Below are 16,756 nucleotides of genomic sequence, written 5' to 3' on the forward strand. Positions count from 1 at the left end.
TTGGTTGCAAAAAAGAGGGCTTAATCAGGGCTTCCTGTTGTTTTAGGGAAGCCACTTCTTAAATAATAGCTTGACTACTTACTCATCTACATAATCATTAGCTGCCGCTGATTCGTCTGCCTGTACGTCTTGGGCATAGAGAGAACCATTATCTTGTTCTGCTCCAGTAATAAGATAACTTCTGTGCTGTAAATAGGCATCACGAATAAATGAGTATTGATCCAACGCTTCACTCATTAACCGCTCTGATTCAAAAAGTTGTGAACGCAAATCAACGTACCTTAAGCCTATAAGTCCAAAAGCCAGGGCATCATTCTCCATATATACGTAAGGACTCCAGAGAGCAAATTGAAACAGCCATCCCGATCCATCTCTGATTGTGCTGGGGCCTATAAAGGGAATAACGATATAAGGTGATTTTTTATCTCCCCACTTGGCGAAGGTTAGCCCTAAATCATTATAATGGGGAGGCAGGCCAAATGTACTTGCTACATCAAAAACTCCAGCCACACCAAGGGTTGAGTTAATCACAAAACGCCAGGAGTCTCTTATTGCCCATTTTCCTTTCGCTTGTAAAATATCATTGGCTACGGTGGGCAACATATCAAGGTTATTAAACGCATTATTTACCCCTTTACGTACTACCGCAGGCACAACAGCTACATAAAGACGGGTCGGTGGTTTGAGTACGGTTGCATCAAATGCCATATTAAAGTTATGAACTTTGCGATTAAATGGTTCATATGGGTCTATGGGATTTGTCCCTTTATGAGCACATCCTGTTAATATCAAAGAACTGACCACCGAAGCAAATGTAACAATTAAGCGCATGATTATTTCTATTTATTAGATACTTAAAATGATGTTACACCAGTTTATACTTCTTGCAAACTGCTGTTTCATCAAGAAATTTAATGAATAACAAACAAGCCTTTTGCTTTATGATTTATTTCGCTTTTGGTGCAATTATTTGGATGTAATTTAAAACTGCATTAAAAACGTAACCGGTCCATCGTTACATAAATGAACCTGCATGTCCGCCCCAAAGCACCCGCTAGCCGTGTTGGGATGAGCTGTAAACGCCATGTTCAGTAATTTATCAAAAAGCTGTTTACCAAGTTCTGGTGATGCTGCATTTGAAAAACTGGGTCTGAGGCCCTTTTGGGTGTCCGCCATGAGGGTAAATTGCGGTACCAACAAAAGACCACCGTTGATCTCTTTCAGGCTTAAGTTCATTTTGCCTTCACTGTCAGCAAATACACGGTAATTAAGACACTTATGCAGCATCTTGCTTAACCGGGATTCTGTGTCATCGGGTTCAAAACCACACAAAATCATAAGACCTTGCTTAATTGATCCAACGGTGGTGTTATCAATGTCAACTCGTGCTTCGGAAACTCGTTGCAGTACGGTTAACATGCATCCAATCCTTGTTTGGATATTTCTTTGGTGGCATAAATGATGGCATCAATTATTCCTGATTCTCTGTCTGAGTGTCCGGCATCTCTGACTATTCTAAGATTGGATGCAGGAATTGCCTGATGCAGCTCCCAAGCGCCGGCCAAAGGGCTCACCAGATCAAATCGTCCGTGTACAATGTAGGTTGGTATGTGTCTGATTTTACTGACATTATTCATCACCTGATTTTCTTCAATGAAATAATGATTGGTGATGAAATGTGATTCCAATGTAGCCAGGGCAAGCGCAAAATGAGGATCGCTGTATTGATCAATCACGTACAGATGCGGTTGCAAGCTACTGCATCGTGCCTGCCATAATGCCCAGTTTTTTGCAGCACTCATCCGCAGCAGATCGTTAGAACCTTGCAGGCAATCTGCGTAAAACTGTGGAATACGATCTTGCTTGTTCTCTGGAACCATGCTGATAAATTCCTGCCAATAATCAGGATAAACAAGACTTGCCCCTTGTTTGTAAAACCAATCAATGTCCTGTTTCCGACCCAAAAAGATCTGATGTAATAATAATGCTTTGATTTGTTGAGGGAATTTTTGTGCATAAAGAAGGGCCAAGAGCGATCCCCACCCACCGCCAAAGAGAACAAATTCTGAAAGATTTAGAAAATCTCGAATGGTATCTATGTCATCCAAAAGTAATGAAGTAGTGTTTTCTGTAATGTCCAGGTGAGGGGTTGAACGCCCGCAACCTCTTTGGTCAAACAGAATGATTCTGAAGCGTTGAGGATCAAAAAAGCGTCTGAGATGAGGGTCTGCTTCACCCCCCGGACCTGCGTGGAGCACAATAACCGGAATACCTTCAGGGTTACCCGTTTCTTCGACGTACAGCTGATGCGATTTGCTGACCCTAACCTCATGTTGGGCATAGGGTTTTATTGCTGGATAGAGAGAATGCATAGTAGTCCTTTATCATTTTTTTTATAGTATACTTGAATTAATTGTAAAACAAAAAATTACCGTATTATGCGTTGTGAATACGTTTTAAAAACAAACTCGTTTTTCAGGCTTTTCTATCCAGGACGTGCATAATCCCTTTGTCTTTATGAGTTAAATTGAAGATAATGTCCCATCTCTATTCAACTGGACTGTATTTATGAGCATGACAGAGCTCCTTAAAGGCTTGAATGAACGACAGTACGAGGCTGTTACAGCACCTTTAAATAATATGTTGGTTTTGGCCGGTGCCGGTAGCGGTAAGACTCGGGTTTTGGTCAGCCGAATTGCCTGGTTAATTGAAAAAGAACAGCTTTCACCCCATGGAATTCTTGCTGTTACCTTTACGAATAAAGCCGCTGGAGAAATGCGTACTCGACTAAGCAGCATGCTAAAAGATCCTGTGATGGGACTTTGGGTGGGTACTTTTCATGGTTTATGCCACCGTCTGTTGCGTCGCCATTATAAAGAGGCTCATTTGCCCGAGCAGTTTCACATTCTGGATTCTGAAGATCAGGCTCGAATGATTAAACGGGTTATTGCCTCGCTAAATCTTGATTCTGAACGGTGGCCTGTCAAGCAAGCGCAGTCCTTTATTAACGGTAGAAAAGATGAAGGCATAAGGCCTCAACATGTTAATGCCCTTTCTTACGGTCCAACTAAAACCTTGGTCGCAATATACAGTGCTTACGAACAAGCCTGTCGAACAGCGGGCGTTATTGATTTTGCCGAATTATTATTAAGAACCCATGAGCTGTTAAGAGATAATCCTGAACTGTTGGCGCATTACAGGGATAGATTCCAAGCGATATTGGTTGATGAATTTCAGGATACTAACACCATTCAATATGCCTGGATTCGTTTACTTGCCGGAGATAATACTCCTGTATTAGCGGTAGGCGATGACGATCAGTCTATCTACGGTTGGCGTGGTGCCAAGGTAGAAAACATCCAAAAATTTGCTACAGACTTTAAAAACACGCTTACAATAAGGCTGGAACAAAATTATCGCTCAACGGCTACCATTCTTGAAGCAGCAAATGCCTTAATTACCAATAATCAGTCACGTATGGGTAAGGATTTATGGACGGCAGGAAATGCAGGTGAAAAAATCACGGTATACAGTGCGTTTAACGAGATTGAGGAAGCCCGTTTTGTTGCCGAACGCATCATGATGGAACTGAATCAGGGTGGCAGTGCTGATGAAATTGCCATATTGTATCGTTCTAATGCTCAATCACGGGTGTTGGAAGAGGCCTTATTACGCGCCGGAATTGCCTATAGAATCTATGGGGGGCTGCGATTCTTTGATAGAGCAGAGGTAAAAGATACCTTGGCATACTTACGTTTGGTAGTCAATAATCACGACGATACCGCATTCGAGCGTGTTGTTAATTTTCCTACTCGTGGAATTGGTGAAAAAACGCTGGAAGATTTACGGCATTATGCCAAGACAGAGCAATGTTCCTTGTGGAGTGCCGCACACTATTTGCTGCAATCCGATGCCATGACACAGCGCTCCGCTACATCGTTACAACGCTTTATCCATTTGATAGAACAGTTGCAGTTAAAAACTGCCGCTACGGAATTGGATGAGCAATTATCCGAAGTGATTCAATCAAGCGGGCTTTATGCTCACTTCAGTAAAATTAAAGGTGATAAATCAGAATCACGATTGGACAACCTGCAAGAATTGATTAATGCGGCCAAACAATTTCGCTACGAACAGGATCAGGACGAAGAACTTCCCTTGGTCAACGCATTTCTAGCTCATGCTTCACTGGAAGCGGGCGAGATGCAGGCTGATGAGTACGAGCGTTCTGTTCATTTAATGACCTTGCATGCAGCCAAGGGTCTGGAATTTCCTTGCGTATTTTTGGTTGGTCTTGAAGAGGGTGTCTTCCCAGGCAAACAATCGCTTGAGGAGCCGGGACGCCTGGAAGAAGAGCGTCGCTTATGTTACGTGGGCATGACTCGAGCCATGCGCAAATTGACTTTGTCCTATGCTGAAGTCAGGCGTCAATATGGGCGAGAAGAATACCACAGGCCTTCACGCTTTTTACGAGAATTACCCGAGCAGTTGCTCGAACAAGTGAGAGTCAAATCACGGTTTACTCCTGCTGCCAGTGCACGTAGTTCTATTGCTCAGGTCCCTGAATCTTCCGGTATTCCTATGGGGCAAAGTGTGATTCATGCGAAATTTGGGCAAGGCATTGTTCTTGCTATCGAGGGAAGCGGTGCGCACACCCGAGTACAGGTTAAATTCAGTGAGCATGGAGTCAAGTGGCTGGTTTTAGCCTATGCTAACTTAACGGTAGTTGATGAGCTCTCTCATTTTTAATGGAGAGTTGGACGCTGGATCCCACAGCATTTGTTGCAGTGGGATTGTGTACATCAATTAGACTACCATGCTGGTTGGAGCGTGTGACGCTTCTTCAGCTATTTGAATAGGGGTCTGAAGTCGCTCCATAAGCGTCGTCAAGTCTGCAGTTCTCACTCGGCATAAGGCAGTTATGGCACGCAAATCAAATACCACAGCATACGGCGCAATAATATTTGTGCCTAGTACTGACCAGAGGTTATAAACGGATCCGCGTGTAATTGCAAAATCAATACCTAAACCAGGTGTATTAGCATCCCAAGTCTGCCAATTAGATAACAACACATTACCTGATTCTACCTTTAAAAACCTTAGAGAACGTTTTAATCCATCTTTAGAACTTGGCGTTTCTTTAAGATATGGGAAAGGATTACAATACTCGTGCCTAACGTGTGCTGGTAAATCTCGCTGAGCCATGCCTACAACCTTACACCAGTGCGCTTCCAACTGAGACGTACTCCAGGAATTACAATTATTAACACAGGTTTGCAGTGCTGAAATAAGAGGCTTAAAACTAAAGTGTTCTTTTTGCTCCTCGGCTTGCTTTAACAAGTCTTTTCTGATTTCCTCTCCCTGTTCGTTTTGGGGAAGACAATCGATCATCATGTTATACATGTGGGTATCCATAGCCCATAGGGCATATTGAAATGCAGTACCTGAAAAGGATGCCCCGGTTATGTCTTTAAAAGGACTCAATGGTCTGTAACTTAATAGTCCAATATTTTTTCTGAGAATGACTTCCGCCTCATTTTGTCTGCCATACCCTACATGTTCGAATAATTCTAATGCCTGTGCGGCTACCCAGGCCCGGTTGTATTTTTTAATTTTGTCAGGTCCAGGCTGACATGATGTCTCATCACGCATAAGCCCAAATAAAGTCAATTGCAGTTTGCGTTTGATGTCTTCGGATATTTTTTCTTCTGTTGCTGCCATGATTGGATGCTCCTATTATTTATGAGCGTAAATTGCACACTAAATGGAATGAAACAAATAGTTCATAATGATTTGCGTTTTATCAATTGATAAACGAAAGGTCAAGTTCATTATTAATTATTGAATTTTTCTTTCGTCGATGCTAGGGTGCAACTGGCTAAAGGAACTGGATTCAATTAAAATTCAGTCGCGGTAGTGAATAAACAAAAAAAGCTGCCGAAATTAACTTGGATTATTAGTTAACCATTAATAAGGGGAATTGTGTGAAATTTTCAAAATTTTTAACCGCAGGAGCACTGGCAACATCTTTAGTATCACCCATGACCATGGCCGCTGATGCTACAACTACCCCTATGTCTGATGCTCAAAAAAAAGAAATTGAACAACTGGTTCATGATTATTTGATCAGTAATCCAGAGGTATTATTAGAAGCCTCTCAAGCATTGCAACAAAAACAACAGCAAAACATGCAGCAGCAAGCACAGTCTGCTATTTTAGAAAATGCAGATCAGCTGTTTCAGGGTAAGTTGACTACTGTAGGTAATGCCAAGGGCGCTGTTAGCATAGTCGAGTTCTTTGATTATCAATGCATTCATTGCAAAAAAATGTCCCCTGTCATTGATGGTTTAGTGAAAAAAGATTCAGGTCTTAGGGTCATTTATAAAGAATTTCCTATTTTTGGTAAAAGTTCTGAAACGGCATCAAGAGCAGCTCTTGCCGCTGGTATGCAAGGTAAATACCTCCAGATGCATGAAGCTCTGTTAAAAATTGACAAACGTCTTGATGATAAGCTGGTTATGGATGCAGCCAAATCTTTGGGTTTGAATATGGATAAACTGAAAAAAGATATGGACAGTAAAGAAGTTACTGATATTTTAGAATCCAATCGTCAATTAGCTGAAAAATTACATCTGATGGGGACACCTGCGTTTATTGTTGCATCGACTCCAGATGGCAAATTTAAAGCCGGCTCTGAGCCTTCATTTATTCCAGGTGCAGCAAGTGAAGAGTCTTTAAGAGAACTCATTAAGAAAGCAGCTGGAAACTAGAGTAATTCTGTGACCTCTTGACGTGATTCTGGATGTGTAAGATTGTTCTCTAACAAATCACATACCAGAAGCAAATAATTATAGAGACTGTGACTTCACAGTCTCTATAAGTTTCAAGCCTGATGAGGGCAGTATGATGTCTAAGCCAGAGAAACACTAAAAGAGTCGCCATAAACCCCCTTATTGTTAATTTTGAGATTTTCATGACAAAACCAACTACATTTCAAGAAATCATATTAACACTGCAGCAGTACTGGGCTGCACAAGGCTGCGTTATTCTGCAACCTTTGGATATGGAAGTTGGTGCAGGTACTTTTCATCCTGCTACCTTTTTAAGAGCCATTGGTCCTGAGCCTTGGTCAGCTGCCTATGTGCAACCATCCAGAAGACCTACCGATGGGCGCTATGGGGAAAACCCCAACAGAGTGCAGCACTATTATCAGTTTCAAGTCGTGCTTAAACCTTCTCCATTAGATATCCAGGACAAATACCTTGATTCATTGCGAGCTTTGGGTGTTGACCCTTTGGCTGACGATATTCGCTTTGTTGAGGATAACTGGGAATCACCTACTCTGGGCGCTTGGGGCTTAGGTTGGGAAGTATGGCAAAATGGTATGGAAGTGTCTCAATTCACCTATTTCCAGCAAGTAGGTGGATTGCCGTGTAAACCTGTTACCGGTGAATTAACCTATGGATTGGAACGTATTTCCATGTTTATTCTGGGTGTTGATAATTTGTTTGAATTACCCTGGTGTAAAAATTCGCAGGGTATAGTGACTTATGGTGATGTGTTTCACCAAAACGAAGTGGAAATGTCGGCGTATAATTTTGAGCACGCCAATGTTGATGAATTGTTCAGACAATTTGATTACTACGAAAGTGAAGCTCAAAAACTGATTGCTTTACAGTTGCCTCTGCCGGCTTATGAGATGGTAATGAAAGCATCTCATTCGTTTAATTTACTGGATGCACGTAAAGCCATATCGGTTACTGAGAGACAACGTTTTATTTTAAGAGTACGTCAACTTTCCAGGGCGGTGGCTCAGGCTTATTATGACGCCCGAGAGGCTTTGGGTTTTCCTATGCAAAAGGTGTACGATGGTCAATGATTTTATTTTTGAGTTAGGGTGCGAAGAATTACCCTCTGGAGCAGTTTGGCCCTTGGCTGATGAGTTTGCTACTCTCTTGCTTGCTGCATTGGATAAAGCCCAATTAAGCTATGGTGAAGTAATGCGCTTCGCCACCCCAAGACGCTTGGCTGTAGTGATTCGTGATTTACAAGCAGAGCAAAAAAGTCAAACAGTAACCAGAAAAGGTCCGGCTGTAATAGCCGCTTTTGATAAAGAAGGCAAGCCTGCCCCTGCATTAATTGGTTTTGCCAAATCTTGTGGTGTACCTATAGAAGCCTTGACCCGAATTCAGACGGATAAAGGGGATTGGATGGTTTGTGAGATGCACAACTCCGGTGCGCAGACTAAAGAGTTACTTCCTGCTCTGGTTGCCCAGTCCATCACTTCGCTCTCAATTGCAAAACCCATGCGCTGGGGCGATGGTGATGCCGAGTTTGCCCGGCCTGTACATTGGGTGGTGATGCTTTATGGTGATGATGTGCTTGACTATGAGATTCTTGGGGTTAAAACGGGACGAGAAAGTAGGGGGCATAGATTTCACCATCCGCAGCAAATCAGGATTAATAACGCTCAAAGTTATGAAGAACAGTTGCGTCAGGCCTATGTTATTGCCGATTTTGCAGAGCGTCGCAAGATTATAAAAAATCAGGTGGATCAACTGGCTCAATCTTTAAATGCCATGGCCGTAATGCCTGAGGAGTTATTGAACGAAGTAACTTCTATAGTGGAGTGGCCTCAGGCACTGGTTGCTAATTTTGAACATGAGTTTCTTGACGTTCCAGCAGAAGCGCTGATTGCCTCCATGCAATCGCACCAGAAGTGCTTTGCCTTGAAAGATAAAAGCGACAAATTGTTGCCTCACTTCATTACGGTTACAAATCTTGCCAGTACCAAACCTCAGCAGGTAATTGCGGGTAATGAAAAAGTCATGCGTGCTCGTCTAAGTGATGCGGCGTTCTTTTTTAGACAAGACAAAAAAAATCCCCTTGAAAACCATATAGCCGCAACTGAAAAAGTGGTATTTCAGAATAAGCTGGGAAGTTTGCATGAAAAGACTTTGCGTATCAATGCCATGATGCAGCATCTAAGTCAGCCTCTTAATTTATCAATAACACATGCTGAACGTGCTGCAAAATTAAGCAAATGCGATTTGATGACTGGAATGGTGGGCGAGTTTCCCGAGTTACAAGGTTTAATGGGATATTACTACGCTCTAAATGACGGTGAAGATGAGAGTGTAGCAAAAGCGCTTAATGAGCAATACATGCCACGTTTTGCTGCTGATATGCTGCCCAAAACGGAGTTGGGTATGGCGCTCTCTTTGGCGGATAGAATGGATACTTTAGTGGGGATTTTTGCAATAGGTCAAAAGCCCTCAGGGGTCAAAGATCCCTTTAAACTCAGGCGTCATGCTTTAGCTGTAGTGAGAATGTTGATTGCAACACCATCGCCACTTAATTTATCGACTTTGATTGATGAAGCCATAGCCAACTATCGCACAAAAGTTCCTGTAGATAAGGCTACAGCTGTTGATTTAAAAGAATTCATTCTCGATAGATTGCATTCTTATTATCAGGGGCAGGGTGTGAGTGCTGATGTGATCCATGCTGTTCGTGCTCGACAGGAGGATTGGCTCTTTGATTTGGACTTACGTCTGAATGCGCTAAAACTGTTTATTACATTATCGGAAGCGGCGTCCCTTTCTGCTGCATGCAAACGAGTTAATAATCTGTTGGCTCATGCACAAACAACAGATTTGGCAGATGAAATTGACGTCAACCTTTTAGAGGATGGAGCAGAAAAGACACTTTATACGAGCATTAATGCAGTCAGCGAGTCTACAGCTACTTTGTACACTGAAGCCAATTACGGGTTAGTTCTAAAACAATTAGCCAGTCTTAAACAGCCGGTAGATGCTTTTTTTGATAATGTGATGGTTATGGTTGATGATAAGGCTGTGAAAAGAAATCGTTTAACGCTGTTATCCAAATTAAACGATTTGTTGCAGGGCGTGGCTGATATTTCAATGTTACAGTGGTTATGAGGCAATTAATCTTACTGGATCGTGACGGTGTGATAAATCAGGACTCTTTGCATTATATCAAAAGTGTGGATGAGTTCATTTTTATTCCCGATAGTGTGGCAGCCATAGCTCAATTGAGCCGGGCTGGCTATACCATTGGGGTGGCTACCAATCAATCTGGAGTTTCCAGAGGGCTTTATACTGAAGATGATCTGGCTATGATTCATCAAAAGATGACGCAGGCAGTCCTGGCCGCTGGAGGCAAAGTTGACGCAATTGAATATTGCGTGCACCTGCCTTCCCAGCAGTGTTTTTGTCGAAAACCTAATCCGGGTATGTTGTTATCACTGGCTAAAAAGTTTGGGTGCTCTCTTGCAGGCGTTCCCTTTATAGGCGATAGAATTTCCGATATACAAGCTGCTTATGCAGCTGGAGCAACTCCGGTGATGGTATTGTCTTCAATGACTGATTTGGATGGCCTAAGTGCTTACCCGGAGGTTCCGGTATTTCATTCCTTGGCTGAGTATGTGGCTCAATTATTGGCAACCCCATGACTATTATCACCAGTTTAGGGTATGAACATGAGGATTTGAAAGACTCTGCTGTCATACTGGCACAACAACTTCATCTTAACCTTGATAAAGATGCCACAAGTTGCTTGTATTTAACTGCACACAAGCTTACCTTGAAATTACCCAATTTTTCATTGCTTTATCCCGACTTTACTTTTGCCACCTGGAGTAAACGAAGAGCGGAAGGAAAAAAACAAGGGCTGATCCGTGCTTGTAAACCTGCTGCCGGTTTAAAGATCATTGATGCCACTGCTGGATGGGGGCGGGATGCGGCGATTTTAGCCAGTTTCGGAGCACAAGTTACCATGCTTGAGCGTAATCCCATCATGGCTGCATTATTATCTGATGCACTACTTCGCCAGAGTGCTGCGGATAAAAATAATCTGAAGCTGAATATTGAGACTCTGGATACCCGAACTTATTTAACCCAACTCGATCCTGCTGAGTATCCAGATGTCATTTACATCGATCCCATGCATCCACAACGTAACAAATCGGCTTTGGTTAAAAAAGACATGCAAGCGTTACAGCAAATGATAGGTACTGACGAGGATGCATGCGATTTATTACATGTTGCTTTATCTCATGTCACACAACGAGTTGTGGTTAAATGGCCGCAAAAAGTGACTCCTTTGAGAGTTCCAGATGCCAGTATTGAAGGAAAAACTGTTCGATTTGATCTGTATTTTAAAAAGTAGCTTGGTTTGTTGTTTTATTCATTGCAGTAGATTCAAGCATAGGTCTCTCCTTGTTATTAATCCAGAACGATAATTATTAACTATAATGAATATTATTTTGGTATCAAGGTGAGTTCATGGCAGAAATAACGGATAAATACTGCAAAACTTCTGCATTGTTGGTTGTTTTGATTCTGCTTCTTTTTTCTACAGGAGTAATGGCAAACGATACCGCTTTTGGTGGAGAGGGTTCTTTGCCTATCCCAATTTCACAACCAAATATTAAAATGGTTGAGGAAGTCATCATCATCACCGGCACTAATCTGGATAGCTCACAAATGAACGGTGCTTGGCACTACAGTTGTGATTTTAATTTTCAAAATACACTGAATGCACAACTGAGCGTGTCCATGGGGTTCCCTTTTCCTGTGTACGATGAAGAATCAAGTGTTATTGCTTTGCCTGAAGGTCAGAAAACGGGGCAGGGAAAGCCTTTGGTTTATGATTTTCAGGTGCTTGTTGATGGTCATACAGTATCTGCCCATAAAGAAAAAATTGCTCCAAACAGGGATAAAGGTTTGTATTATGAGGAAGCATATTTATGGACTCATGTCTTTCCTCCTTTGGCATCGGTACGTATTCATCATAATTACATTACCGGCGCTACTTTTGATGTAATGGGATATCACTGGGTTGCCTACGTTCTCAAGACGGGAGCGCTTTGGCATAAACAAACCATAGGACATACCCGTCTGGAAGTCATCCCGAATACCCCAACACGGTTATGTTCTGAAATTGACGGCAATAAGGACTATCTCAAGACGACACCAAAAGGTATGACCATTCGGGGTACTGGCGCCAACAGGAGTTATGTATGGGATTTGCTGCAATTCCAGCCTGAAGAGGATCTGTCATTGTGTCTGTTTACTCCTAAAAGTTTTGTTCGCTATAAAATGATTTATCCCATTTTAAATTCTGAAAAGCCCATGGATGAGCTATCTGAAATGACTCCTTCACAACTAAGACTCTTGCGTAATACCGTATTTGCTCAGTATGGAAGATCTTTCAACTCCCCTGATTTGCAGCATTATTTTAATAAGCAATGGTGGTATGAGCCCAATCCAGGTTATTCAGACAGTATGTTAACCGATGAGGATAAAAAGCTCCTTTCTTACATGAAACAAATACACGAATGATCCCAGTATCGTTCCTTATGAAATTCAAAGAATTGTTTCTGATTTAACTGGGTTTGATCTGTGTTTTTTGCGATTTGATGAAGAAATAATGATATAGTTTTTGCAAAGCTGAGTTATTACAAGTACTGCCATTTTAATTTTAAGGATGAATTATGAAAGCAATAGGTTATTTAAAATCATTGCCCATTGATAATGATCAGGCTTTAATCGATCTGGAGCTGCCAGCTCCTAAAGTTACAGGGCGTGATATTCTGGTTGCTGTGAAAGCAATTGCTGTGAATCCCATAGATACTAAAATAAGACGCAACGTTCAACCACAGGATAATGAGCCTAAGGTTTTGGGCTGGGATGCCTCTGGTGTGGTTATTGATGTGGGGCCTGAAGTGACGCTGTTTAAATCTGGTGATGAGGTGTGGTATGCCGGAGATTTAACGAGGCCAGGCACAAACAGTGAATTTCATTTGGTTGATGAACGAATTGTGGCTAAAAAACCAGAGTCTTTAAGTTTTGAGCAAGCGGCAGCCCTTCCTTTAACCAGCTTGACAGCCTGGGAGCTCCTCTTTGATCGTTTGGAACTCTCACCTACCAGACCAGGTAGTCTATTAATTACCGGTGCTGCCGGGGGTGTTGGTTCCATTTTGGTTCAATTGGCAAAAAAATTAACTAAGTTAACTGTTATTGGGACTGCCTCACGTCCGGAATCGGCTCAATGGATCCTGAATAATGGTGCTCATCATGTCATCAATCACAACAAGGATATGCAGGCTCAATTGCAGGCAATAAATTGTCCAGAAGTCGATTATGTCATTAGCCTGACGCACAGTGACGAGCACGGCAAAGCATTGGTTGATGCTTTAAAACCTCAAGGTAAATTTGCTTTAATTGATGATCCGCAGCACTTGGATTTTAAGCTATTTAAACTTAAAAGCATTTCCATTCACTGGGAGATGATGTACACCCGTTCGATGTTTAAAACTCCTGATATGGTGAGGCAACACGAGATTTTAAGTAAAGTAGCTCAATTGGTTGACGAGGGTCAAATAAAAACGACTGTGGCAGAACACATGGGAACTATTAATGCGCTCAATTTACGTAGAGCTCATGCCTTACTGGAAAGCGGAAAGGCTCGAGGAAAAATCGTATTGAGTGGATTTTAGTTGATTCTAAATACATCGATATCTCCTGCAACTGGTAAGCGATATTTTTAAGATATTCTTTTTCCAAATTTAACTGTTTATTATTGGGGTTTCTTAAAATAAATATCGAGCGTTACTGGTAGAGGGGGATGTTGAGTTATTGAATTGATATAAGTATTGATGGAGTATTAAGTAATGAATTACATGTATCAAAATTTGTATTTCAATACCAAAAGGGTGCGGTTGAAGAGATCCCAAGGTGTTTTAAGTACAACCTCCCGGATTACGGCTTCTCTTGCATCCGGGGTCGGTCAGATCTAGTTTCAAGACAGAGTTTAAGCTTATTTTCAGTTTAGTTAACCGAATTCCGCAAGCTCTTCTCTTAATCTTTTTTCTTCAAACAAATCTTCTATTTTTCTGCGCCGTTCCAGTTTTGTAGAAGGACTTGGTTCTGGAATAATTGGTGCCACATCATTTACATCTTCAATATCAGTGTCAAAATCATCAAAATCACGAGTACTCACAGCCATCTCCTTAGCCAACCCGTTGAATTCCAATTTCTGTAAAAGGAGTTGCAACATTAGTTATTGATAATAAATATCTTAAAAAATATAGATATATTGTAATAAGATACCCAAAATATTGTATCAACTTTGCTGTTGATTGCCTATTAAAAATATCAGATTTTAATTATTTGGAATAGCCAGGCTAGCATTGAAGCAGCGCCAGCAAAATCAGGGAATTACGCTCCAAATCGACCTAAAGGATCAAGCACTGAGTTAGCCTAATTCGTAGTTGTTTTTCTGTTCTTAAATAATCATGAAAACACAATACGAGTTGAATTTGAGATTAATTGAATGCGTAGCATATAAAAAACCTTGATTTCGCTTACGCTGCATCAAGGCTACCAGCTGTTGCTCGTTTATTGATCAGAAAAGTAGCCTTGATGCAGCGCCAGCGAAATCAAGGAATTACTCTCCGAATCGACCTAAAGGATCAAGCAATGAGTTAGCCTAATTCGTAGTTTTTTTTCTGTTCTAAAATAATGATGAAAACATAATATGGGTTGGATTAGAAAATAATTGAATGTACTGTATCAAAGCTATCTTGAGTGCTAAATACTATCCAAATTCAAATTGATATATGAAGTAGAGGGCGAATAAGAAGGCATTAGCGACATTGAAAAGTGCTACTTTCTTGACCAAACATCCATTTTCAAGGAAAATATGTCATATTTAAAACAATCATGATTTTTTTTGTTACAAAGCAAATCCAGCACAATCGGCAAGTTGCATGCAGATTTGACAGAGGAGCATAAAAATTCTGTTATAAATTCTAAGGATTCACAATGCGTTTTAACCCTTTTTCTTTTTTAAATGAAAGCAGAGACAATCCTCATGCCCGCACACTTCGTACCTCTTTCTCTGAAAAATTGGACGACACTTATTCTGTATTTTATGGCGATGTATATACGAGCAGCAGAGATGCCAGAATGGGTTTGTTTGATTGGGCGACTTTGGGAATCACCGCTTTTCTAGCCCGTTCTGAAGTGTATATGAACAATTCCACTACTCTTTGGTCTCTGCTATTGGGAGTTCCTGTATACGCCCTGAACAGAATGCTTGATATTCCCAGATTTCTGGTGTCGTTTATTGCTAAAATTGCTGCTGCGCCTATTACTTTTTTGGTGTCAGAGATTGTGAGACTGGTTGACAGAATTCAATGTCCAAACGGTCTTGAAGAGGTTGGAATGATACAGGGTACTGTAAAATCAAATTGGATGTCTTCTAGCAAACCTGTTAACGAAAGAGTAATGTCATTAGAGCAATTATTTAAAGAATCAAATAGTGGCATTAATAATATGTACTGTACAAAGATCACATCCGATCAAATTGAAATGCACATTTTTGGATTTTCTTCCGAAGGTCCCCCAACGTATACATTCATGTGTGACAGAAATAACGAACATGCAAATCGATTTTTTCGTTATAACATAGGGAAAATTAATAATGCTGTGGAAAAAAGCTCACCGACCCCCTCTGTTAATCCTTAGTTGATCAGAAAAGCCTTGATGGAGCGTAAGCGAAATCAAGGAATTACTCTCCGAATCGACCCATAGGATCAAGCACCGAGTTAGCCCAATTTCTGCTTGTTTTTCCTGTTTTTAAGTAATGATGAAAACACAATACGAGTTGAATTAGAGATTAATTGAGTGCGTAGCATATAAAAAACCTTGATTTCGCTGGCGCTGCATCAAGGCTACCAGCTGTGATGCGAAAATTAGCTCATATCATTTTTGGAGTACTTAAAAGCAAGCAACCTTTTAATGAAAATTTTGCTTGCCTTTAAAGACAGTATCTACCAGCTGTTGATCGTTTATTGATCAGAAAAGTAGCCTTGATGGAGCGCCAGCGAAATCAAGGAATTACTCTCCGAATCGACCCATAGGATCAAGCACCGAGTCAGTCCAATTTCTGCTTGTTTTTCCTGTTTTTAAGTAATGATGAAAACACAATACAAGTTGAATTAGAGATTAATTGAGTGCGTAGCATATAAAAAACCTTGATTTCGCTTACGCTGCATCAAGGCTACCAGCTGTTGCTCGTTTATTGATCAGAAAAGTAGCCTTGGTGGAGAGCCAGAGAAATCAAGGAGTTACTCTCCGAATCGACCCATAGGATCAAGTACCGAGTTAGCCCAATTTCTGCTTATTTTTCCTGTTTTAAAGTAATGATGAAAAGACGAATGAGGCCAATGATGTAAACACTCAACCAAACCGTGCTTGATAGGATTGTAATGAATATAATTCACGTGATTTTCAAAATCTTTAGCGTCTTTAATAGTATGCTCCCAAAATCGACGTTGCCACAAACAATATTCGTTGTGCCTTGTTTTGCTTAATGGAAATGCTGATTTATTTATAGATTTTGAGAACAGTGCCTTGATTTTTTTCCACCGTCCAGAGTAATTCGCATCTCCCTCTGGCAACTGCCAAATCATGTGGAGATGATCGGGTAAAATCACATAGGCTTTTATTAAAAAAAGGTGTTGAGCTTTGGTAATTTGGACCGCTTCTTTTAATAGATGAATTTGATCTATGAGCACACTTGATTTTCTATTACGCAAGGTTAGGGTAAAGAAAAAAGTCCCTCCCGAAACAAAATTTCTTCGATAATTTACCAATTTTATATTCCTTGAATGGTTGGATAAAAGAATATTAATTGAATGTGCGATATAAATAAACCTTGATTT

15 protein-coding genes are annotated in these 16,756 nt (G+C 41.0%); 9 read left to right on the forward strand and 6 right to left on the reverse strand.

Annotation, left to right across the window (positions count from 1 at the left end; genetic code table 11):
• Positions 1-78: 78 nt before the first annotated feature.
• From Lwor_RS04320 to pip, 3 genes are all read right to left on the reverse strand, one after another.
• Entirely contained in the window at positions 79-831 is a 753-nt protein-coding gene (locus Lwor_RS04320) for an MlaA family lipoprotein (RefSeq protein ID WP_058492682.1), read from the reverse strand.
• Positions 832-981: 150 nt separating this feature from the next.
• Entirely contained in the window at positions 982-1,419 is a 438-nt protein-coding gene (dtd, locus tag Lwor_RS04325; protein ID WP_058492683.1) for a D-aminoacyl-tRNA deacylase, read from the reverse strand.
• Complete coding sequence (gene pip, locus Lwor_RS04330; protein ID WP_058492684.1) at positions 1,413-2,372, reverse strand: prolyl aminopeptidase; 960 nt, start codon at positions 2,370-2,372, stop codon at positions 1,413-1,415. Before pip ends, dtd begins: the two co-directional genes overlap by 7 nt.
• A gap of 196 nt (positions 2,373-2,568) precedes the next feature.
• Here pip and uvrD point away from each other — a divergent pair, with 196 nt between their 5' ends.
• Positions 2,569-4,749, forward strand: coding sequence for a DNA helicase II (gene uvrD / locus Lwor_RS04335; protein WP_058492685.1), 2,181 nt, complete (start codon positions 2,569-2,571; stop codon positions 4,747-4,749).
• 57 nt (positions 4,750-4,806) lie between these two features.
• On the opposite strand, the gene Lwor_RS04340 is transcribed toward uvrD, so the two are convergent.
• Positions 4,807-5,721: a hypothetical protein gene (locus Lwor_RS04340; protein WP_058492686.1), complete on the reverse strand. Its 915-nt coding sequence runs from the start codon at positions 5,719-5,721 to the stop codon at positions 4,807-4,809.
• Positions 5,722-5,984: 263 nt separating this feature from the next.
• Here Lwor_RS04340 and Lwor_RS04345 point away from each other — a divergent pair, with 263 nt between their 5' ends.
• The 7 genes from Lwor_RS04345 to Lwor_RS04375 all read left to right on the forward strand — a co-directional run bounded on the left by Lwor_RS04345 (position 5,985) and on the right by Lwor_RS04375 (position 13,525).
• Positions 5,985-6,770 (forward strand): DsbA family protein, encoded by a 786-nt coding sequence (locus Lwor_RS04345; RefSeq protein ID WP_058492687.1) that lies wholly within the window; start codon positions 5,985-5,987, stop codon positions 6,768-6,770.
• A gap of 203 nt (positions 6,771-6,973) precedes the next feature.
• On the forward strand, positions 6,974-7,879 hold the full coding sequence (gene glyQ / locus Lwor_RS04350; RefSeq protein ID WP_058492688.1) for a glycine--tRNA ligase subunit alpha: 906 nt from the start codon (positions 6,974-6,976) through the stop codon (positions 7,877-7,879).
• Entirely contained in the window at positions 7,869-9,944 is a 2,076-nt protein-coding gene (glyS, locus tag Lwor_RS04355; RefSeq protein ID WP_058492689.1) for a glycine--tRNA ligase subunit beta, read from the forward strand. The genes glyQ and glyS overlap by 11 nt, the downstream gene beginning before the upstream one ends.
• Positions 9,941-10,477 (forward strand): D-glycero-beta-D-manno-heptose 1,7-bisphosphate 7-phosphatase, encoded by a 537-nt coding sequence (gmhB, locus tag Lwor_RS04360; protein WP_058492690.1) that lies wholly within the window; start codon positions 9,941-9,943, stop codon positions 10,475-10,477. The genes glyS and gmhB overlap by 4 nt, the downstream gene beginning before the upstream one ends.
• Entirely contained in the window at positions 10,474-11,193 is a 720-nt protein-coding gene (locus Lwor_RS04365; RefSeq protein WP_058492691.1) for a class I SAM-dependent methyltransferase, read from the forward strand. The genes gmhB and Lwor_RS04365 overlap by 4 nt, the downstream gene beginning before the upstream one ends.
• A gap of 116 nt (positions 11,194-11,309) precedes the next feature.
• Complete coding sequence (locus Lwor_RS04370) at positions 11,310-12,368, forward strand: YARHG domain-containing protein (protein ID WP_115091065.1); 1,059 nt, start codon at positions 11,310-11,312, stop codon at positions 12,366-12,368.
• Positions 12,369-12,520: 152 nt separating this feature from the next.
• Positions 12,521-13,525, forward strand: coding sequence for a zinc-binding alcohol dehydrogenase family protein (locus Lwor_RS04375; RefSeq protein ID WP_058492692.1), 1,005 nt, complete (start codon positions 12,521-12,523; stop codon positions 13,523-13,525).
• A 335-nt stretch (positions 13,526-13,860) separates the two neighbouring features.
• Here the strand turns inward: Lwor_RS04375 and Lwor_RS13900 are convergent, their stop codons facing one another.
• On the reverse strand, positions 13,861-14,028 hold the full coding sequence (locus Lwor_RS13900; RefSeq protein WP_169792188.1) for a PA3496 family putative envelope integrity protein: 168 nt from the start codon (positions 14,026-14,028) through the stop codon (positions 13,861-13,863).
• A gap of 824 nt (positions 14,029-14,852) precedes the next feature.
• Between Lwor_RS13900 and Lwor_RS04380 the strand changes: the two genes are divergently transcribed.
• On the forward strand, positions 14,853-15,557 hold the full coding sequence (locus Lwor_RS04380) for a hypothetical protein (RefSeq protein ID WP_058492693.1): 705 nt from the start codon (positions 14,853-14,855) through the stop codon (positions 15,555-15,557).
• Positions 15,558-16,159: 602 nt separating this feature from the next.
• Here the strand turns inward: Lwor_RS04380 and Lwor_RS04385 are convergent.
• Positions 16,160-16,687 carry an REP-associated tyrosine transposase gene (locus Lwor_RS04385; RefSeq protein ID WP_058492694.1) on the reverse strand — a complete coding sequence of 176 codons (528 nt, stop codon included), beginning with the start codon at positions 16,685-16,687 and terminating at the stop codon, positions 16,160-16,162.
• Positions 16,688-16,756: the final 69 nt, after the last annotated feature.

Source organism: Legionella worsleiensis (assembly GCF_001467535.1).
Classification (GTDB): domain Bacteria; phylum Pseudomonadota; class Gammaproteobacteria; order Legionellales; family Legionellaceae; genus Legionella; species Legionella worsleiensis.